14 protein-coding genes are annotated in these 20,244 nt (G+C 63.9%); 10 read left to right on the forward strand and 4 right to left on the reverse strand.

The features are described from left to right. Positions 1 to 9: 9 nt before the first annotated feature. The 7 genes from OKW37_RS34810 (at position 10) to OKW37_RS34840 (ending at position 5,565) form a co-directional block, all read left to right on the forward strand. The gene (locus OKW37_RS34810; RefSeq protein WP_409259691.1) at positions 10 to 594 is read left to right on the forward strand and encodes a cytochrome b; all 585 of its coding nucleotides are present in this window, start codon (positions 10 to 12) and stop codon (positions 592 to 594) included. After that, a complete protein-coding gene (locus OKW37_RS34815; RefSeq protein ID WP_429403641.1) occupies positions 591 to 1,625 on the forward strand; it encodes an alpha/beta fold hydrolase in 1,035 nt (344 codons plus the stop codon). The genes OKW37_RS34810 and OKW37_RS34815 overlap by 4 nt, the downstream gene beginning before the upstream one ends. After that, positions 1,622 to 2,536, forward strand: a complete 915-nt coding sequence (gene pqqB / locus OKW37_RS34820; RefSeq protein WP_429403642.1) for a pyrroloquinoline quinone biosynthesis protein PqqB — start codon at positions 1,622 to 1,624, stop codon at positions 2,534 to 2,536. Before OKW37_RS34815 ends, pqqB begins: the two co-directional genes overlap by 4 nt. A 72-nt stretch (positions 2,537 to 2,608) precedes the next feature. Beyond that, positions 2,609 to 3,376: a pyrroloquinoline-quinone synthase PqqC gene (pqqC, locus tag OKW37_RS34825; RefSeq protein WP_429403643.1), complete on the forward strand. Its 768-nt coding sequence runs from the start codon at positions 2,609 to 2,611 to the stop codon at positions 3,374 to 3,376. Next, entirely contained in the window at positions 3,373 to 3,651 is a 279-nt protein-coding gene (gene pqqD / locus OKW37_RS34830; protein WP_090809033.1) for a pyrroloquinoline quinone biosynthesis peptide chaperone PqqD, read from the forward strand. Before pqqC ends, pqqD begins: the two co-directional genes overlap by 4 nt. A 4-nt stretch (positions 3,652 to 3,655) precedes the next feature. After that, a complete protein-coding gene (pqqE, locus tag OKW37_RS34835; protein ID WP_429403644.1) occupies positions 3,656 to 4,906 on the forward strand; it encodes a pyrroloquinoline quinone biosynthesis protein PqqE in 1,251 nt (416 codons plus the stop codon). Beyond that, positions 4,903 to 5,565: a response regulator gene (locus OKW37_RS34840; RefSeq protein ID WP_184064647.1), complete on the forward strand. Its 663-nt coding sequence runs from the start codon at positions 4,903 to 4,905 to the stop codon at positions 5,563 to 5,565. Before pqqE ends, OKW37_RS34840 begins: the two co-directional genes overlap by 4 nt. On the opposite strand, the gene OKW37_RS34845 is transcribed toward OKW37_RS34840, so the two are convergent. Further along, positions 5,535 to 6,533: a histidine kinase gene (locus tag OKW37_RS34845; protein ID WP_429403645.1), complete on the reverse strand. Its 999-nt coding sequence runs from the start codon at positions 6,531 to 6,533 to the stop codon at positions 5,535 to 5,537. The two genes, OKW37_RS34840 and OKW37_RS34845, sit on opposite strands and share 31 nt — an antisense overlap. A gap of 179 nt (positions 6,534 to 6,712) precedes the next feature. On the opposite strand from OKW37_RS34845, the gene OKW37_RS34850 reads away from it, so the two are divergent. Further along, positions 6,713 to 9,100: a TonB-dependent receptor gene (locus OKW37_RS34850; RefSeq protein ID WP_429403646.1), complete on the forward strand. Its 2,388-nt coding sequence runs from the start codon at positions 6,713 to 6,715 to the stop codon at positions 9,098 to 9,100. A gap of 260 nt (positions 9,101 to 9,360) precedes the next feature. Here the strand turns inward: OKW37_RS34850 and OKW37_RS34855 are convergent, their stop codons facing one another. The 3 genes from OKW37_RS34855 to OKW37_RS34865 are packed head-to-tail and all read right to left on the reverse strand — an operon-like array spanning position 9,361 to position 10,899. After that, positions 9,361 to 9,909, reverse strand: a complete 549-nt coding sequence (locus OKW37_RS34855; protein ID WP_429403647.1) for a hypothetical protein — start codon at positions 9,907 to 9,909, stop codon at positions 9,361 to 9,363. Next, the gene (locus tag OKW37_RS34860) at positions 9,878 to 10,363 is read right to left on the reverse strand and encodes a hypothetical protein (protein WP_184067261.1); all 486 of its coding nucleotides are present in this window, start codon (positions 10,361 to 10,363) and stop codon (positions 9,878 to 9,880) included. The genes OKW37_RS34855 and OKW37_RS34860 overlap by 32 nt, the downstream gene beginning before the upstream one ends. Beyond that, entirely contained in the window at positions 10,360 to 10,899 is a 540-nt protein-coding gene (locus OKW37_RS34865; protein WP_311541563.1) for a hypothetical protein, read from the reverse strand. Before OKW37_RS34865 ends, OKW37_RS34860 begins: the two co-directional genes overlap by 4 nt. Positions 10,900 to 11,347: 448 nt before the next feature. Here OKW37_RS34865 and OKW37_RS34870 point away from each other — a divergent pair, with 448 nt between their 5' ends. Then, positions 11,348 to 19,942, forward strand: a complete 8,595-nt coding sequence (locus OKW37_RS34870) for a hemagglutinin repeat-containing protein (RefSeq protein ID WP_429510046.1) — start codon at positions 11,348 to 11,350, stop codon at positions 19,940 to 19,942. 11 nt (positions 19,943 to 19,953) lie between these two features. Beyond that, positions 19,954 to 20,088, forward strand: coding sequence for a hypothetical protein (locus tag OKW37_RS34875; RefSeq protein WP_429365046.1), 135 nt, complete (start codon positions 19,954 to 19,956; stop codon positions 20,086 to 20,088). Positions 20,089 to 20,244: the final 156 nt, after the last annotated feature.

Raw genomic sequence — 20,244 nt, forward strand, 5'->3', positions numbered from 1 at the left:
AGACAGGGCATGAGGACAGCGGATTCTGCAAACGCGAAGCCTGATATCGACGTCAACGCAAATGCCAGCGCCGGCGGCCCGCGCTATGCCGGGCTGCTGATCGCGCTGCACTGGCTGATCGCGCTCGGCATCGTCGGGCTGCTCGCACTCGGGCTTTATATGGTCGGCTTGCCGAAGGGCTTGCCCGTCAAGGCGACGCTGATCAATCTGCACAAGTCGCTCGGACTGACGGTTTTCCTGCTGGTGCTTTTGCGCATCGTCGCGCGGCTGGTCCTTCACCGGCCTCCGCTGCCGCCGATGCCACCGTGGCAACGCGCCGCCGCGCGCACTACGCAGGGTCTTTTATATGTCGGCATGGTGGCGATGCCGCTTGCCGGGTATCTCGGCTCGTCGTTCAACACCTACGGCACGCGCTTCTGGGGCATCCTGCTGCCGAAGTGGGGCTGGGACGACGCGCATCTGCGCGCGCTGTTCTTCGGCCTTCACCACGCCATCGGCTTCGCGCTGATCGCACTGATCGTGCTGCACGTGGCGGGCGCGTTCAAGCATCAGTGGATCGATCGCGACAACCTGCTCGCGAGGATGCTGCCATGACGATGCGAGGCTTATCGGGCCACACGCAGGCGGCCGCCCTGCTCGAAGTCCATACGCTGCGCACGCGCGATGGCCATCGCGTTTGGTATGCGCTGGCCGGCGCGCGCGACGGCGTGCCGGTCGCGGTGCTGCACGGCGGCCCGGGCAGCGGCAGTCAGCCCGGCGTGCTGCGGCTGTTCGATCTGCAGCGCTTTCGCGTCGTGCTGATCGACCAGCGCGGCACCGGTGCCTCGACGCCGCACGGCAGCGTGCGCCACAACCGCACCGACTATCTGATCGCCGATCTCGAAGCGATTCGCGCGCGGCTCGGCTTCGCGCGCTGGGGCGTACTCGGCGGATCGTGGGGCGCGGCCCTCGCGCTCGCGTATGCGGGGCGGTGTCCGCGGTCGGTGACGGGCGTCGTGCTGCGCGGCCTGTTCCTGACCTCCGCGCGCGAAGTGCGCGGTTTGTTCATCGCGTCACGCAAGCGCGCGCCGCGTGCGTGGTCGAGACTGCGTGCCGCTGCTCGCTGCGAGCAGCCCGCGACACTGGCCGCGCGTTGCGGCGACACCTTGCAATACGGCGCGAATGAAGCGCGGCAACGCGCGCTCGCGCTGGCCTGGCGCGGCTATGAAAACGCGGTGCTCGCGAGCGCATCGCCACGAGGCGCCGCACAACGAGGTGCGAACCTGCGAAACCCACGCGAATCCCAACGCCAAGCGCGCAAGCTGATCGGCAAATACCGGATTCAGGCGCACTACCTCGCGCATCGCTGCTGGCTCGGCGAGACGCGTTTGCTGTCGCTCGCGCGCCGCGCGGCGGCGGCCGGGGTATCGATTGCGGCCGTGCATGGTGGGCGCGATCCGGTGTGTCCGCGCGGCAATCTGCGACGTCTGTCGCGCGTGGTTCCGTCGGCGCGCGTCGAGTCTGTGAGCGCGGCGGGTCATCTGGCGAGCGACCCCGCGCTGCATGCATGCGTCGCGCAGGCGCTCACCGCGATGTTCACTCCCACCGTCGAAGAGGGGCGCAGCAGCATGCGTCGCGCGGCATGAAGATCAAGGTACTCGGCTCGTCGGCGGGCGGCGGCTTTCCGCAGTGGAACTGCAATTGCCGCAATTGCGACGGAGTGCGTCGCGGCACGGTGAAGGCGACGCGCCGCACGCAGTCGTCGATCGCGGTCAGCGCGAACGGCGAGGACTGGCTGCTCGTCAATGCATCGCCCGATCTGCTCGCGCAGATCGCCGCGCATCCCGAACTTCAACCCGCGCGGCGCGCGCGCGACAGCGGCATCGCCGCGGTGCTCGTGATCGACGCGCAGATCGACCACGTGACCGGCCTCTTGATGCTGCGCGAACGCGACACCCCGCTGCCGCTATACGCGACCGATGCGGTCTGGCAAGACCTCCGCTCCGGCTTTCCGGTCGCGCCGATCCTGTCGCACTACTGCGGAGTCGAGCACCGCCGTATCGCGCTCGACGGCGCGCCGCTCGCCGTCGACGCGCTGCCCGGCATCCGCATCGACGCGCTGCCGCTGTCGAGCAAGGCGCCGCCGTACTCGCCGCATCGCGATGCGCCGGAGCGCGGCGACAACATCGGACTCGTGCTGACGAACCTGCAATCGGGCCGGCGCGTGTTCTACGCGCCGGGGCTCGGCGCGATCGAGCCGCACGTGCTGGCGGCGATGCGCGAGGCCGATCTGCTACTCGTCGACGGCACGCTGTGGACCGGCGACGAAATGATCCGCCTCGGCCTGTCGAACAAGACCTCGGCGGATATGGGCCATCTGCCGCAGAGCGGCGCGGGCGGCATGATCGAAACACTCGATGCGCTCGGCGCGAAACGCAAAGTGCTGATCCATATCAACAACACGAATCCGATCCTGATCGAAGACGGCCCCGAGCGGCGCATGCTAGGCGAGCATGGCATCGAGGTCGCGTACGACGCAATGAGCTTCGAGCTTTGAGGCGCGCAGTGAAGAGTACGGAGCGATGCGGTAACGAGGCGCGGCTGTAAACGACGATAAAACGGAGACGGCATGAACGCGAAAGACCTTCAGGACACGACACCAACAACACCAACACGCGACGTGAGTACCACGGGAACTCAAGGCATCGACCGACCCGCCTGGAGCCGTGAAGAATTCGAGGCGCAGTTGCGCGCGAAGGGCACCGCCTATCACATCCACCATCCGTTCAACGTGAAGATGAATAGCGGCGGCTGCTCGCGCGAACAGATTCGCGGCTGGGTCGCGAACCGCTTCTACTACCAGATCAACATTCCGCTGAAGGATGCGGCCGTGCTGTCGAACTGTCCGGACCGCGAGACGCGCCGCCGCTGGGTGCTGCGCATTCTCGATCACGACGGCTACGATGGCGCGGAAGGCGGCATCGAAACCTGGGCGCGTCTCGCGGATGCGGTCGGCCTCACACGCGACGAACTGTGGTCGCTCGAACACGTGACGCCGGGCGTGCGCTTCGCCGTCGATGCGTATGTGAATTTCGCGCGCCGCGCGCCGTGGCAGGAAGCGGTGTGCTCGTCGCTGACCGAAATGTTCGCGCCGCAGGTGCATCGCGACCGGCTCGCGAGCTGGCCCGAGCACTATCCGTGGATCGAAGCGGAGGGCCTCGCGTATTTCCGTTCGCGCATCTCACTGGCGCAGCGCGATGTGCAGCACGGACTCGAGGTCACGCTTGCCCATTTCACGCGACGCGATCAGCAGGAACGGGCGCTCGACATCCTGCAGTTCAAGCTCGACATTCTGTGGACCATGCTCGACGCGATCGAGAAGGCGTTTGCGCAATGAACGACTCGACACGCGCCGACCCCGCCACGCCGCTCGCGATCGCTAAGCCATTCCGCCTGCAATGGGAGCCCGCGCAGAACGCGCACGTGCTGCTGTACCCCGAGGGCATGGTGAAGCTCAATCAAAGCGCGGGAGAAATCCTCAAGCGCTGCGACGGCACACGCGACATCGATACGCTGATCGCCGACCTCGAACAGGCGTTCAACACGACCGGCATCGGCAGCGAGGTGCGGGCCTTCATCGCCGACGCGCATGGGCGCGGCTGGCTGGAGTAGCGCGATGACCGATCTTTCTCAACCTGCCTCTCAACCCGGCGCGCAAGTGCAAAGCGACGCGGCCGCCGTCGTGCCGCCGCCGCTGTGGCTGCTCGCGGAGCTGACCTATCGCTGTCCGCTGCATTGCGCGTTCTGCTACAACCCGCTCGACTACACCGATCACAACCGCGAACTGACCACCGCGCAATGGCTCGACGTGCTGCGCGAGGCGCGCGCGCTCGGCGCGGTGCAGCTCGGCTTTTCGGGCGGCGAGCCGCTGGTGCGCGACGACGTCGAAGTACTCGTCGAAGAAGCGCACAGGCTCGGCTTCTACACGAACCTGATCACGTCGGGCGTCGGTCTCACCGATCAGCGCCTCGGCGATCTGAAGGCCGCCGGGCTCGATCACATCCAGCTGTCCTTCCAGGATTCGACGCAGCAGTTGAACGACTTCCTGAGCAGCACGCGCACCTTCGAGCTGAAGCAGCGCGTCGCCGTCGCGCTCAAGCGGCACGGCTTTCCTATGGTAATGAACTGCGTGCTGCATCGCTACAACCTGCCGCATGTCGACAAGATCATCGAGATGGCATTGGCTCTAGGCGCCGAATATCTGGAGCTGGCGAACACGCAGTTCTACGGCTGGGCGCGCGAGAACCAGGCGCAACTGATGCCGACGCAACAGCAGCTCGAAGAAGCCGAAGCGGTGGTCGCGCGCTATCGCCGCACGCATGGCGAGCGCTGCAAGATCTTCTTCGTCGTGCCCGACTACTTCGAGCGCCGCCCGAAGCGCTGCATGAACGGCTGGGGCGCGGTGTTCCTCGGCGTCGCGCCCGACGGCGCCGCGCTGCCGTGTCACGCGGCGCGCGGCCTGCCCGGCCTGACGCTGCCGAACGTGAAGGACATGCCGTTGCGCGAGATCTGGTACGACAGCGACGCGTTCAACCGCTTTCGGGGTTTGCAGTGGATGAAGGAGCCGTGCCGCAGCTGCGATGAAAAGGACCTCGACCTCGGCGGCTGCCGCTGCCAGGCCTACCTGCTGACCGGCGACGCGGCCAACGCCGACCCCGTTTGCGACAAGTCGCCGTTTCACGACACCGTGGTCAAGATCGTGCGGCGTGCGGCATCGGGATCTGCATCCGAAACCGGGGCGACAGCAGCGGCCCGCGAACAGCCGATCCTGTTCCGCAATGACGCCAACTCACGCAAGTTCGCGGCCGCTGCCCGCGAGCCCGACGCCGGCGGCGATAACCGGGCGTCACCCGGAGTCCAATCATGAGTGCCGACACCATCTCCGTTCTGCTCGTCGACGACCATGCGGTCGTGCGCGAAGGCTACCGGCGTCTGCTCGAACTGAATGCCGACGTCGAGGTGTGCGGCGAAGCGGGCGACGCCGCGCAGGCCTACCAGCGTTTTTGCGCGCTGCGGCCCGACGTGGTCGTGATGGATGTGGCGCTGCCGGGCGCAAGCGGCATCGAAGCGATGCGGCGCATGCTCGCGCGCGAACCGGACGCGCGCGTGCTGATCTTCAGCGTGCACGAGGAATCGATCTTCGTGCGGCGCGCGCTCGACGCGGGCGCGCTCGGCTACGTGACCAAGGCAAGCGCGCCCGACGTGCTGGTCGAAGCGGTGCGCTCGATCGCGCGGCGTGCCCGCTACCTGAGCCCGGACATCTCGCAGGCGCTCGCGCTGCGCACCGCGTTCAACGAAGGGCCGCCGGGGCGTCAGTTGTCGGCGCGCGAGTTCGAGGTGCTGCGGCTGCTCGTGCAGGGCTATACGCTGCCGAGCATCGCCGAAAAGCTGGGCTTGAGTCAGAAAACGGTGGCCAACCACCAATCGGTGATCCGGCAGAAGTTCGGCGCCGACAACGGCGTACAACTTGCGCAGATGGCAAGCCGCCTCGGGCTTCAGTTCACGGGCTCGGCCAGCCCCGCCTGAGCGGGCACGCGTGCGCAGAACAGAAAACCGCGCTGCGGCTCGCTCGCGATGTGAAATTCGCCGCCGAGCGCCTCGACGCGTTCGCGCATGCCGATCAGCCCGAGCCCGCTGCGCGGCCTGGTCAGATCGGTGCCGGGGCCGTCGTCGGCCATCGTCACGACGATCTCGTCGATCTGCGCGCCGTTGTGTTCGCGCGGCGCGCGCACCATGAACAGTTCGACGCGCGAGCGGCGCGCGAACTTCGACACATTCGTCAGTCCTTCCTGCACGAGCCGGTACAGCGTGATCGTCAACGCATCGCTGAGGCCGCTGAAATCCCCTTCGATCGTCATCGAGAACGACGCCTCGGGCATGCGCTCGCGCCAGCCGTCGACGCAATGTTCGAGCGCGGTCGGCAAGCCGAATTCGTCGAGACCGATCGGCCGCAGGCGGCGGATCATGCCGCCGATCTCGCGGTACACATGCGTCGCGCTCTGCATCAGCCCGAGCGCGATGCGATGAATTTCTGGCTCGCGCTCGCCCGATAGATCGCGGATGCGCGCCGCGTCGAGCGAGATCGCGTTCAGGTATTGACCCAGCTCGTCGTGCAGCTCGCGCGCCAGATGGCGGCGCTCCAGTTCCTGCGCCTGCAGCGCCTGACTGGCAAGGCGCCGGTTGTCGGCGAGCAGTCGTTCGGCCTGTTCCTCGAGCATGCGGCGATGGCGCAGTTCGCGGCGCGCATCGCGATAGCGGCGCCACGCGAACCACGCGAGCGCGATCGACAGCACGAACAGCGCGCCCGGCAACTCGTCGAGCTGGAAGCGCTCCATGCCACGCGTGAACCGGTAGACCTTCTCGCTGAGATCGAAGGCGGCGCCGAGCACCGCCGCGAGCACGGTCACGGCGACGACCCAGCCGAGGTCGCGCCATATCGGCGACGATGGCGGCGCTCGGTCAGCGGAAGAGGAATGGATCGGTTCGCTTGACATGACGCTTGCATTCTACTCAGCGCCGGCACGCGCAGCGGGTTTTGCGCGAGTTTGGGAACGCTTCCCCGGCAGATCGGGAAAAGCTCCCGCGCGTCTTACAGACGCGTATGCGAAGCTTTACACCAACGTCAAACAACGCGCGACACGCGTACAAATCAAGCCGGCAGGAGACAATAACGATGAGCATGCGATCACAAGCACGCCGCAAACGCCGGCTTCAGCGGCGTGCCGGCATCACCTTCTGCGTCGGCGGCGCGCTCGCCGGTCTGTCCACGAGCGTATGGGCGCAGGCGGAGCCGCCAGTCGCGGCGTCGGCGCCGGCCTCGGCGCCGGCCTTGGCGTCTTCCGCTGCCTCTTCCGGCACAGCCGACGGCAACGCCAACAGCGACACGACACCGACCACGACCCTCGCGCCGATCGTCGTCGTAGGCACCACGCCGCTGCTCGGCATCGGCACACCGCTCACGCTGGTGCCGGCCAACGTGCAGACGGTCCACGCGGCCGATATCCAACGGCAGGGCCGCCAGACACTCAGCGACTACCTCGCGGCGAATCTGCCTAGCGTCACGATCTCCGACGCGCAGGGCAACCCGTATCAGATGAACCTGTTCTATCGCGGCTTCACCGCGTCGCCGCTGCTGGGCACGCCGCAAGGTTTGTCGGTATTCGTCGACGGCGTGCGCGTGAACGAACCGTTCGGCGACGTCGTGAACTGGGACCTGCTGCCGCAACAGGCGATCGACACGATGCAGCTGATCCCCGGCTCCAATCCGACTTTCGGCTTCAATACGCTCGGCGGCGCGCTGTCGATCACGACGAAAAACGGCAAGGACAACCCGGTCGGCGAGGCCGAAATTCAGGGCGGCTCGTGGGGACGCAAGGCCGCGCAGATCGAACAGGGCGGCACGATCGGCCAGAACCTCGACTACTACTTCACCGCCAACGCCGCGAACGACAACGGCTGGGCCGAGCAGAACGAGAGCCGCATCCGCCAGGCGTTCGGCAAGCTGCGCTATACCGACGCCGACACGACGCTGTCGTTATCGGCCGGCGGCGCGGACAACGATCTGCACGGCGCGCAAACCATTCCGCGCTCGTTCCTCGGTAACCCCAGGCAACCGTACACGTATCCCGATCAGAATCAGAACAGCGCCGGCTATCTGACGCTGTCGGGCGATCATTACTTCAACGACAACGTCGAACTGAGCGGCAACGCGTACTACCGGCACTTTCGCAATGCCAACACCAGCAGCAACGTCAACAACGACTACGGCACGATCAATCCCGACGGCACCGTCGATACGTTGCAGGCGACCAACGTACAGTCCACCGTGACGACCGACAGCTACGGCGCGAGCCTGCAACTGACGCTGCTCGGCAAGCTCGGCGGCATGCAGAACCAGTTCATCGCGGGCATGGCCGTCGATGCCGCCGACTCGCGCTTCACGCAGTCGTCGCAGGACGCGACGTTTACCGATTCGCGCGCGACGGTCGGCATCGGGAATTTCGCTCAGCAGACCAACGCGAACACGCACAACACGAACTACGGCATCTACCTGACGGACACGCTTTCGCTGACGCCGCAGTGGTCGCTGACGCTGTCGGGCCGCTACAACTGGGCCGATGCGACTATCGGCGACGAATCCGGCACGCAGCCGCAGCTCGACGGCCACCATACGTTCTCGCGCTTCAATCCGGCGGTCGGCATCAACTGGAATCCGACGCCGGCGCTCACCGCCTACGCGACCTACAACGAGGGCATGCGCTCGCCGACCGCGATCGAGCTGGCCTGCGCCGATCCGAACGCGCCGTGTTCGCTGCCGAACGACTTCATCTCCGATCCGTCGTTGCAGCCGGTCATTTCGAAGACCTATGAAGTCGGCGCGCGCGGCAGGATCGGCGGCAACACGACATGGAGCGCGGCTGCCTACAGCACGACGCTCGACAACGACATCGAGTTCATCAGCAGCAACGGCGCGGGCAGTTCGCAGGGGTTTTTCCAGAACGTCGGGCGCACGCGCCGGCAAGGCGTCGAACTGGCTGGGCAGACGAAGTACGGTCCGTTCACGGTGACCGGCAGCTATAGCTACGTCAATGCGACCTACCAGTCGACATGGGTCGAAAGCAGCCCCAGCAACTCGAGCGCCGACGCGAACGGCAACATCACCGTGCATCCCGGCGATCACATCCCGAGCATTCCGGCGACGACCGTCAAGCTGCGGCTCGATTACGCGGCCACCGCGAAATGGCGAATCGGCACGAATCTGACGTGGCGCGGCAGCATCTACGCGCAGGGCGACGAGAACAACCAGGACGTGAACGGCAAGATCTCCGGCTATCTGTTGATCGATATGGACACCAGCTACCAGGTGACGAAACAGTTGCAGGTGTTCGCGTCGGTGTCGAACCTGCTCGACAAGCGCTATGCGAGCTTCGGCGCGCTCGGGGAGAACTTCTTTACCGGACCGGGCAATACGTTCAACGGCACGGCGCCGGTCAACGAGCAGTTCGTCGGGCCGGGTGCGCCGAGGGGGTTCTGGGTGGGGATGAGGTATGCGTGGAAGTAGTGGTGCTTGGCGGGGGCGGATCGCATGGCTTCGCTCCTTCCGCAGCCTGAGGCTTCGTCACGAGCGCAATGCCGGGGAACGCGGCGCGGATTTTGAGGAATATGTACGCCTCGTCGCGGCACCCGTAAGCCCGACGTCTGATGCCTAACGACTTCGTGCTCGCGGGATCGAGTTGATAAGCGACGTGGCCGATGCTCAGTCGTGGTGGTGCCGCTTGCCTGCGTGACCCGCCTTTAAATGGCCCCGCCGAAACGGGTCGTTCAACCCGTTTTTATCGAATAGAGGTCGCGCAGGATTTCGTTTTGCTGCTTGCGAATTGAATAATGGCAACGCGCTCCCGTGACATCGTACATATCCACGTGTGTTTTTGGCGGTTCTTCAATATTCCAATCATAAGCTAGTTTAGGGGCTAGATCGCAAGCCTTTGCCGATTCATCTTGTGCGCGCATGTACCGATCGAGCTCAGCCTTGCTCGCGCCTTTGATGCCTCGTGCGGATTTAATTGAATTCGCCAGTTTCTTGTTGTCGACTTCAAGGGATCTTGCATGATGCTCATAGCAATCAAAATCTCCAAATCCGCCACCGCCCAGGTACTGCATGCAATTCGAATCGTTGATCACCTCATCGGCAAATATCGGCCGAAAGCTGCAAAGCGCCATGACTAGCAAGAAGCACCTCAAAAATTTATTCAATGTCGATACCTCTGCCATGTCGAGCATCACCTGACGATTACCAGGAATACCGGTAATGAGGGGACGCTCAATGTCCAGTCTCTCCTTACGACAAGGACCAGGGATCGACCTTGCCACCCTCGATCACGAAATGCTTCGCGTCGGGATTCGAGGGGAATAGGCGCCAGTCCTCATCATCAGGTATCGCATCCGCAAGAATGACTAGTCGCATATCTCTCGCCAGCAAAATGACGGCATCACCGTTCTCGCCCGCCTCGATATTCAAAACAGCCGTTGGGCCATGTGTCACAAGGAGATCACGGACTCGTTCCGTTGTCACTCTCGTTCTCTCTTCAGACGCTGCGAAGTCCGAATAAGACGCAACGATCACGTGTCCCTGCTCGATGCGCCAGTCGCACTGAATATGGAGCGCCCAATCGCCCAGATACTTGATGGTTCCTCTGCCGGTCTTTACCTCCCGAAGCGGACCGAACTGTAACGTAAGCATGTCGGCCGCGTGCGCCACTCCGCTAACGTTAAGCCCGATCAAGGCGGAAAGGTGAAGTCCTACCTGCTCTTTCGTATCGATCATTCCAATTTGTCTCCAAACAGGTCCAGGGCGCGCTCCATCATGCCGTGATACTCAAGATCGTCCATCTGAATATCGTAGTGAAGGCGGCGTGCTTGATTCTTGCTTAGTCCAAGTGCTTTGACCACCGCCTTAAATTGCTTGTTCTGCGCCTGATTGTTACCGGGCCGACCATCGGCGCCGGCGAGCTGCACAGCGTCGCCGTCCGGCATGTCGGGCTGATAGACGAACGACTGAGCATTGCCGAGATTCTCCGGCACGCGCGGGCTGCTGCCATAGAGCGAGCTTGCCATGCTCGCGTCGTCCGCTTGTCGTGAGCGCCCGCGACAATCGCACGCCCATGCGGTGCCCAGGGCTACGGCCATCTCGTAACCGTTTGAATACGACTTCAGCCTATCGAACGGAAACCATTCGCCGGTTTCGATGTTCAGCGCCATTGCGGATGGCATTGGCGGAAAGTTTGAGTAGATCGAATAGGTGATACGGCAAAGCAGGCATTCTTCCTCGTCCCCAGTGCCGTCCTGTTTCTGTTGTTCCATTTGAACTCTTCTGATTTTCCAGAAAACACCCGACGAATTAACCATCTAAATGAATCGCAGTCAACAGTTTTAATTTAGGATAGACCCGTTTTGACAAACATTGACAATAAACGTCAAAAAAACGGCAGACCTGTGACTCCTGGCTTTACCACGATAAAACACTAACCGGTTCTGTCGGCATTCCAATGAAAGTGGCTTGATGGCGCCTTTTTCAACTACACGGCGAGAAGCAGACGTTTATTCGTTTGCATATCTCTTCTGCGCATATTGGCGCTTTGCGTCGATCAGACAATTCCTGTTTTTGATTTCTGTTGTTGCTTCGCACTGCATTGACAATATTTAACTTACCCGAGCAGTGGTATGAGGTATTTTTCGGCAGGTTAAAAAAAATACGCTATGCAGAATGAACAAGAACATGTTCAGGCTGGTTTTCAGCCGGTGCCGGAGTATGCTCGTCGCCGTTGCGGAAACCGCCATTGCCCACGGCAACGCAAGTCAGGGCGAGACCCATTCATCGGCCTCACGGCGCCCGATCACACTGTTCGCCATGCGTCACGCAGCTTTCGCCGCGCTGGTGCTGTGCGGACTCGCACCTGTTCTCGCGGATGCGCAGATCGTGCCCTCGGGCGCGCACGCGCCGAATGTCATCCAGACGCGCAATGGCCTGCCGCAGGTCGATATCAACAAGGCGTCGAATGCGGGTGTTTCGGTCAATACGTATTCGCAGTTCGATGTGCAGAAAAACGGCGCGATCCTGAACAACTCACCCGTTATCACGAACACGCAACTCGCAGGACAGGTGAGTGGTAACCCGAATCTTTCGCCAGGCCAGTCCGCGCGGATCATTCTCAACCAGGTCAACAGCAATTCGCCCAGCCAGTTGCGCGGCTATCTCGAAGTGGCGGGCAACAGGGCCGAAGTCGTCGTGGCAAACGGTTCGGGGATCGTGGTCGATGGCGGCGGCTTCATCAATACCACGCGCGGCATTCTCACCACCGGTACGCCGATGCTCGATGCGGGCGGCAACCTGAGCGGTTTTAACGTAACTGGCGGCATGATTACCGTCAAGGGCGCGGGCCTGGATGCGACCAATATTGATCAGGTGGACCTGATCTCCCGCGCGGTGGAGGCTAACGCGGCCATCCGTGCCAACGGCCTGAATGTTATCGCCGGCGCGAATCGGGTCAATCACGACACGCTGGCCGCGACGCCCATCGCAGGCAGCGGCGCAGCGCCAGGTGTGTCCATCGACGTGAGCCAGCTTGGCGGAATGTACGCCAATCGTATCGTTCTGGTCAGCAATGAATACGGTGTCGGGGTGTCCAATGCGGGCGTGATCGCCGCCCAGGCGGGCGACCTGACGCTCACGACGCAGGGCAAGCTGGTTCTCACCGGCAAGACAACCGCGAGCGGCAATCTTGCGGTGTCAGCGGCGGGCGATGTGGAGAACAGCGGGTCGATCTACGCGCAGCAGAACCTGACCATCAGTGCGGGGAACGTCACGTCAAGCGGCACCTTCGGTGCGGGCATCAATGCGGATGGCAGCGTTGGCCAGAGCGGCGATCTGAATCTCAGCGCAGCGGGCGTGCTGTCGGCCACCGGCACGAACCTCGCTGGCGGCAATGCGACCCTGCGCGGTGCGTCGGTGAACCTCGCAGAAAGCACGACAGCAGCGAATGGCAATCTTGCGCTGAGTGCGACGGGTGGCGATCTGAACACGTCAGGCGCGAGCGCGACCGCAGGCGGCGCGCTGACGGCGAGCGCAACCGGCACGCTTGACACCAGCGGCGCAACGCTCGCGAGTGCCGCAAACATGCAACTGGCAGGCAGCCAGATCACGAACACAGCCGGTCGGGCGCTCTCGGGCGGCGCGCTGGCCGTGCAGACGGCGGGCTCGCTCGCCAACCGGCAGGGCGTATTGCAGGCCGCCGGAAAAGAAAGCATCGTCGCCGGGTCCATCGACAACACGGCGGGCCGCATCGTGTCGCTCAACGGCGACGGCTTGACAGTGAATACGGCGGGCGCGCTTGTGAATGCGTCGGGTACGGCGGTGGACGGCGAACAGGGCGGCGTCATCGGCAGCAACGGCGATGTGGGCCTGACGGCGGACACGTTGACCAATCAGGGCACGGTGTCGGCGCTTGGCAATGCCACGCTCGCCGCGTGGGCAATCACCAACGACGGCGGCATGGTGACGGCAGGCGGCTCGCTCAATGCCACGGCGACGGGCGCGCTCTCCAACGTGCAGGGTCGGCTTTCCGCGACGGATACCACCGTGTCCGGGGCATTCATCGACAATACCTCGGGCCTGATTGACGGCGACCAGTTGCGCGTATCGAGCACAGGTGCGCTGATAAACCGTCACGGCACGATCCAGCAGACCAGTGCAGCGGCCCAGACGATCAGCGCGGGCGGCGCGCTGGACAACACACACGGCACGATTGCCTCCAACGCGCAGGACCTCACGGTAAGCGCGCAGTCGATCACGAACGACAGCGGCAAGATCGGGCACGCGGGCACAGGCACGCTGGCCGTAAGCTCGGCCGGGGCACTCTCTAACGTTGGCGGCCAGATCGGGACGAACGGCGCGCTGCAAACTGCCGCAGCCTCGCTCGACAATGCGGGGGGCAAGCTCGCCGCGCAGCAGGCCGCGAGCATCGCCGCCGCCAGCGGCATCGTTAACCGCGACGCCGGGCAGATTTACGGCGACGCGGGCCTCACGGTTTCCACCCAGGGCGATTTCGACAACTCGGGCGGCTCGGCACAGAGCGGCGCAGACCTGACGCTCGACGCGTCCGGCAGGGTCATCAACGCGGGCGGTGTGATTGCCGTGAACGGCGCGGCCGGGACGCTTGCCGTAGCGGGTTCGGGCATTGACAACACATCCGGCTCGATCACCAACGCGGGAACGGGACAGACCACGCTCAGCGCTGCCGGCACGATCACGAACACGGCTGGCGTGCTGGGCGGCAACGGCGATGTACAGGTCAACGCGCAGAACCTGGCGAACCGGTCCGGAGGCCAGGTGGTGGCGGGTGGCACCGCCACCCTTGCCATCACGGATACGGTCGATAACACGGATGGCAGGCTGTATGGCGGCACGGCGCTGAACCTGAACCAGCCCGCCGCGACGCTCAATAATGACGACGGCTCCATCGAGAGCGCGCAGGACGTATCCCTGCGGGTGGCGTCCATGTCGAACGCAGGCGGCGCGGTGCGCGCCAACCGCGACATCGGCATGAGCGGTACGCTCGCGGGCGACGGCGGGATCACGGCGGGTCGCGACCTCACGCTGGCGCTCCAAGGCGACTTCGCCAGCAACGCAGCGACCGCCCTGCATGCGGACAACAACCTGACGCTCGGTGTTGGCGGCACGTTCACGAACACCGCTGCACTGGAAGCAGGCAACGCGTTGACGGTGAACGCGGCCAATGTCGTCAACGCGACCGGCGCGGACATGAATTCGGCGGCGACCACCGTCAATGCCACGGGCGATATCACGAACGCGGGCGAGATCGAGGGCGATGCGGTCACGACGCACAGCGCGAGCCTGAACAACACGGGCGCGGTGATTGGCAACAACGTCATCGTGAACGCCACGGACGTGACTAATGAGGGCGCGCAGGCGGTCATCGCCGGGGCATCGTTCCTTGGTATCTACGCGGGCAGTTCGCTGACGAACGCGGACGGCGCCCTGATCTACAGCGGGGGGAACATGGAACTGGCGCGCGACGATGCGCGCGACTCCACGGGCCTGCTCGCGAACCAGACGGGCATCATCACGAACAGCGCGGCCAGCATCCAGGCGGCGGGCGATATCGACGTGGCCGCGCGGACGCTGACCAACCAGCGCACGGGCGTTCAGACCGAAGCCGGAACGCCTGTCACGACCGTGGGGCCGACGCTGACGCTGTGGACGGGGGGCATTCCGGTTGACGAAGTCGCCAGCTACCACAGCGCGATCTATGAGCAGTGGATTTTCAGCGGCGTGGGGGGCATCGGTGGTCAGGTAATCGGCAAACTGGCAAAGGCATTGGTCGTGACGTTGCCTGCTTCACAGGTGACCAACATCGACGCCACTAGCCAGACGTTCTCGCTCACTACGCCACTGACGGATACCTACAGGCTGTGCCCGACCACCTACTGTGTCGCGGACCCGCAGACCCGCACCATTACCAATAACGCGGTGCAGTATTACCAGAGTCTGGTCCAGAACAGCGACGGTACGGTCACGCTCACTTTCTATCCGGACTACGATCCGACGAAGAACATCGCGCCTGACCAGGTCAGGATCGATACGACGCTTGGCACGGACAGCCACGATTACGTTGAACTGAGCCGCACGTCTACCACCACGACCGTGACCGACCAGCTTCTGAACGCCGGCACAGCAGCAACGATCCAGGCGCAGGGCTCGATCCGCGTCAACGCAGACGGCGGCACGATCAGCAATGAATCGTCCACGATGGCCGCAGGCGGTGACCTCGTACGCCGCGCGACAGGCGGCTCGGTGAACGATACCGGCATCCTGTTGCAGCAGACCGGCACGCAAACAGATGTCTCGACCTTCTACTGGCACGCAAAGACCAGCGACAGCGACGACACGAGGCCGGATGTCAAAGACGACACTGTGCCGCTACCGTCCACGACGGTTGCCTCGCTGCCCGCGATTGCGACGGCCAACCAGACCGTTCAGACCGACGCACAGGACATTACCATCGGCTCGGTGGATCGCGTCGGCCAGACAGTCACGGGCGCAGGCGTATCCGGTGGTGACGCAACCGGCACCCAGCTGGGTAGCACCAGTACCTCGGGTAACCGGCCGCAGACGCTCGGCGGCGCAGCAGGCGGTATTCCAGGCCTGAAGCTTCCGGCCAGCGCGCTGTACACGTATCAGAGCGCGCCCGGCGCGCCCTATCTCGTCGTCACCGATCCGCGCCTGACGAGCTATACGAAGTTCATTTCAAGCGACTACATGCTCGCCCAGCTCGGCCTGAATCCCCAGGTAACCGAGAAGCGTCTCGGTGACGGCATGTATGAGCAGCAACTGGTGATGGAACAGGTCACGCAACTGACCGGGCGGACGTTCCTCGGGCCTTACACCAGCAACCTGGACGAATACACGGCGCTGATGAACAACGGCGTGTCGTATGCGAAGGCGTTTGACCTCACGGTGGGCGTTGGGCTGACCGATGCACAGATGGCGCAACTGACGACCGACATGGTGTGGCTGGTGAGCCAGACCGTCACACTGCCGGACGGTACGCAGCAGACGGTGCTGGTGCCCCAGGTTTATCTCGCGCAGTCCAGCACCGTTGACCTTCAGGACAGCGGCGCGCTGGTGGCCGGTAACCGCGTGAACCTGAACGCGACAGGCGATGTGACGAGCAGCGGCCACGTCGCAAGCGACGTGGCGACCACGGTCATCGGCAACAACGTCGTGAACCGGGGCGTGATCGGTAGCGGCGGCGCGACGACGGTAGCCGCCGTGCAGGATGTGACGAACATCGGCGGACGCATTGGCGGCGTCGATACGGTGGTTAGCGCAGGCCGCGATCTCGTCGACCAGAGCACAACCGCCCAGGCAGCGGTGACGGGTGGCAACGCCGGCTTCACGTCCAGCGCAACTGGCATGGCGGTCCAGTCGGTCGGCACGATCTCCGCGAGCAACAGCGCGACGCTGCTCGCAGGCCATGACGTGAACATGATTGGGGGGGCGCTCCAGAGCGGCGGCGATACGACCATCGGCGCGGGCCACGACATCAACCTCGGCACGACGACGCTCACGGCCACCCAGGACGCGGGAACCACCGATGGCCTGAACGGCCACCACAGCATCACCACAACCAGCATTGGCAGCACGATCACGACCGGCGGTAACCTTACCACTGTCTCGGGCAACGATACGACGCTGACCGGAGCGCAGGTTCAGGCGGGCGGCAATGCGACGATGGTGGCGGGCGGCGACCTGACGGTGACAGCGGCGAAGGACACAGCAACGTATAGCGGCCAGTCGATGGGCGGCGATCTCGCGCATCATAAGGATTCGACCTACGACGAAACCGCCCATGGCAGCAGCATCAACGCGGGTGGGAACGTCACGCTCGCGGCGGGCCAGTCCGGGACGGGCAACCTCTCGATTCTCGGCTCATCGGTGGGCACGGGCGGTGTGAGCGGCGCAACCGGTGGCGGCGTCATCCTGCAATCGACTGGCGATATCACGGTCGGCGCGGTGACCGAAACGCACGACGCGGACCACTGGTCGCAGAACAGCCACGCCAGCGTCCTGTCGAGCAACAGGATCACCGACACGTCCACCTCGCATGCGGTGCTATCGGTCGGCTCGACCGTATCGGGCGATACCGTAGCGGCCAGTGCGGCGCACGATCTGAATATCAACGGGTCCACCGTCGCTTCGACGAACGACATGACGCTCGCGGCGGGTCATGACCTCGACATCACGACCGCTCAGAATACGAGCCAGAGCAGCACGCTTCATGAGGAGCAGGCTTCCGGCTTTGGTGCGATGAGCGGTGGCGGCGCGAGCATCAACTATGGCACGCGCGAGGAGAAGGACACGACGCGCGACAGCAGCGTCACCAGCAACGGCAGTCTGGTGGGCAGCACGAACGGCAGCGTGACGATGACGGCGGGCAACGACCTGCATATCACCGGCAGCGACGTCATTGCCGCGCAGAACGTGACCGGCACGGCGGCCAACGTCATCATCGATGCGGCGACGAATACGTCACACCACGACGAAACGCAGGAGATGAAACAGAGTGGCTTTACGCTCGGTCTCGCGGGAAGCGTGGGCGATGCGATCAACGGTGCTGTCCAGCAGGGGCAGAGCCTTGCGAGCGGCAACAGCGATGACCGCGCAACGGCGCTGCATGCGATCGCGGCAGGCGGTAACGCTGGCATGGCCGCACTGGGGGCCAAGGCACTGGCCGATGGCGCCAAGGGTCCGAACGCGCCGAGCATCGGCGCACAACTGAGCTTCGGCAGCAGTCAGAGCAAAAGCACGTCCAGCGAGGACCAGACCACGCATACCGGCTCGACAGTCCAGGCGGGCGGCACGACCACGTTTATCGCAACGGGTAACGGGACGGCGGGCTCGGGCAACATCACGGTCGCGGGTTCGAACGTGAGCGCGAATGACGTGGTGCTGGCCGCAAAGAATCAGGTCAATCTGCTCAATACGACCGATACCGATACCACCGCCAGCACCAACAAGTCGAGCAGCGCGAGCGTCGGCGTGTCCTACGGCACACAGGGCTTCGGCGTGTCGGCGTCGATATCGAATGCGCACGGCGATGCGAACAGCGACGCGGCCATGCGGAACAACGCGCACGTCACGGGTGCGAACAGCGTGACCATTCTGAGCGGCGGCGATACGAACATCATCGGATCGAACGTGAACGGCGGCACGGTCACGGCAAACGTGGGCGGCAACCTGAACGTTGAAAGCGTGCAGGATACGACCGTCAGCACCGTGCATCAGAGCGGTGTGAGCGGCGGCTTCAGCGTCAGCCAGGGCGGTGGCAGCGCGAGTTTCAGCGCACAGAACGGTCATGCGGATTCGAACTATGCCCAGGTCAAGGAGCAGGCGGGTATCCAGGCGGGTGACGGCGGTTTCAACATCAACGTCAACGGCAACACGGACCTCAAGGGCGCAGTGATTGCGAGCTATGCCGATGCGTCGAAGAACAGCCTGACGACCGGCACGCTGACGTTCAGCGATATCGAGAACCGGTCGCACTACAGCGCGACGAGTACAGGGGTCAGTGCGGGCGTCGGTGTCGGGAGTACCGGCAAGGCGGTTGGGCCGGGATCGGTGAGCGGCGCGGGCGGTGCGGTACCAATGGTCCTGAACGAGAACGGTGACGACAGCGCCACCACGCGCAGCGCGATCGGTGCCGGGGCGATCATTATCACGGACGGCGCGCACCAGACGCAGGATGCGGCCGCCCTGAGTCGCGATACCACAAACACGAACGGCACGGTCTCGAACACACCGGACGTGAACCATATCCTGAACCAGCAGGCGGACACGATGGCGGCGGCGCAGGCGGCGGGCCAGGTGGTGGCGCAGGGGATTGCGGCGTACGCGAATGCAAAGCAGGAGACTGCCCAGAAGGCGGCGGATGCGGCAAAGGCCTCCGGTGACATGGATACTTACGCGAAGTACCAGGCCGAGGCGAATTCGTGGGCGGAAGGCGGGACGAACCGCGTGGGGCTGCACGTTGCGGGCGGAGCGCTGCTTGGAGGTCTTGCCGGAGGCGGGATTGGCTCGGCGGCGGCCGGCGCGGCGGGCGCCGGGGTGTCGTCGGCGCTGGCTGGAAAGCTGAATGGTCTGGCCGATGAGATTGGCGGCGCGACGGGATCGATGACGCTGGGCAATGTGACGTCGAACGTGCTGGCCGGGTTGAGTGGTGCGCTGGTGGGCGGTAGCGCGGGCGCGTTCACGGCATCGAATGCGGACCTGTACAACCGCAGCACTGGTAATAGCGATGGCACGGGCGGCACGGGCAATCCGTTCGGGATGCGCAAAGACTTTCTAACCCAGGTATGCGGTGCGGGCGCGCAGTGTAGCGATGCAACGCTGAATGCGGCAATTCAGGCTCTGGGGGCGAATGCAGATGCTGCCGCTGGTACTCTCCAGCCCAACTACGCGACCGCCAACGGGGGCGTACTATCGGCTAATGGGACGCTTGCGGTGAACCTGTATGACGGCCACCGGTATGTTGGTAGTGGAGTATCAATGACTAATCCATCGGCCGTTTCGTGGATGCCGAGCGGCACCGCAACGCTGGGATGGATATTTGGCGCGCAAGACGCAGATGCAACCAATTCATTTCTGAATGGTGATGGTAGTCAATATTTTGTTTCAGTACCAACACCCTTTGGTGTCAATGTGTTCGGCGCGGTCACCCATGCGTATGGCGGTAGTACGGCCGTCGAAATTGGGTTTGGGTCACCTGGTGGAAAAACCATCGGGGTAATGCCTTGGGGTCATTCCTCCCCTGTGGGCGCCAAGTAAAGGAGATTGATATGGCAACTGGCGGAGGGCCAACGCCCGAACAGTGGGCACGTATGAGCAAAAAGCAAAAGACTTTTTACTGGGTATTTATCGCTGTAATCGCGGCAGTGATAGGGAGCGCGGTAATTGAAAAACTATTTGGATGAAGGCGGCGATAATCGCGTGCTGCTGCATCTTGCGGGCGGCGCGCTGATTGGTGCCTCGGTGGGGGCAGCGCATTCGGGGCGATCGGTGGTGCGGCTGGTGCGGGCCTGTCTTCGAAGCTCACGGGGCAGCTTGAGAGCCTGTCCAAGGGTGTCGCA

The organism is Paraburkholderia sp. MM5482-R2, assembly GCF_050436125.1.
Lineage (GTDB): Bacteria > Pseudomonadota > Gammaproteobacteria > Burkholderiales > Burkholderiaceae > Paraburkholderia > Paraburkholderia tuberum.

Coding starts and splice junctions, on each gene's coding strand:
- OKW37_RS34810 (WP_409259691.1), top strand. CDS start 10: ATGAGGACAGCGGATTCTGCAAACGCGAAGCCTGATATCGACGTCAAC.
- OKW37_RS34815 (WP_429403641.1), top strand. CDS start 591: ATGACGATGCGAGGCTTATCGGGCCACACGCAGGCGGCCGCCCTGCTC.
- pqqB (WP_429403642.1), top strand. CDS start 1,622: ATGAAGATCAAGGTACTCGGCTCGTCGGCGGGCGGCGGCTTTCCGCAG.
- pqqC (WP_429403643.1), top strand. CDS start 2,609: ATGAACGCGAAAGACCTTCAGGACACGACACCAACAACACCAACACGC.
- pqqD (WP_090809033.1), top strand. CDS start 3,373: ATGAACGACTCGACACGCGCCGACCCCGCCACGCCGCTCGCGATCGCT.
- pqqE (WP_429403644.1), top strand. CDS start 3,656: ATGACCGATCTTTCTCAACCTGCCTCTCAACCCGGCGCGCAAGTGCAA.
- OKW37_RS34840 (WP_184064647.1), top strand. CDS start 4,903: ATGAGTGCCGACACCATCTCCGTTCTGCTCGTCGACGACCATGCGGTC.
- OKW37_RS34845 (WP_429403645.1), bottom strand. CDS start 6,533: ATGTCAAGCGAACCGATCCATTCCTCTTCCGCTGACCGAGCGCCGCCA.
- OKW37_RS34850 (WP_429403646.1), top strand. CDS start 6,713: ATGAGCATGCGATCACAAGCACGCCGCAAACGCCGGCTTCAGCGGCGT.
- OKW37_RS34860 (WP_184067261.1), bottom strand. CDS start 10,363: ATGATCGATACGAAAGAGCAGGTAGGACTTCACCTTTCCGCCTTGATC.
- OKW37_RS34865 (WP_311541563.1), bottom strand. CDS start 10,899: ATGGAACAACAGAAACAGGACGGCACTGGGGACGAGGAAGAATGCCTG.
- OKW37_RS34870 (WP_429510046.1), top strand. CDS start 11,348: ATGCTCGTCGCCGTTGCGGAAACCGCCATTGCCCACGGCAACGCAAGT.
- OKW37_RS34875 (WP_429365046.1), top strand. CDS start 19,954: ATGGCAACTGGCGGAGGGCCAACGCCCGAACAGTGGGCACGTATGAGC.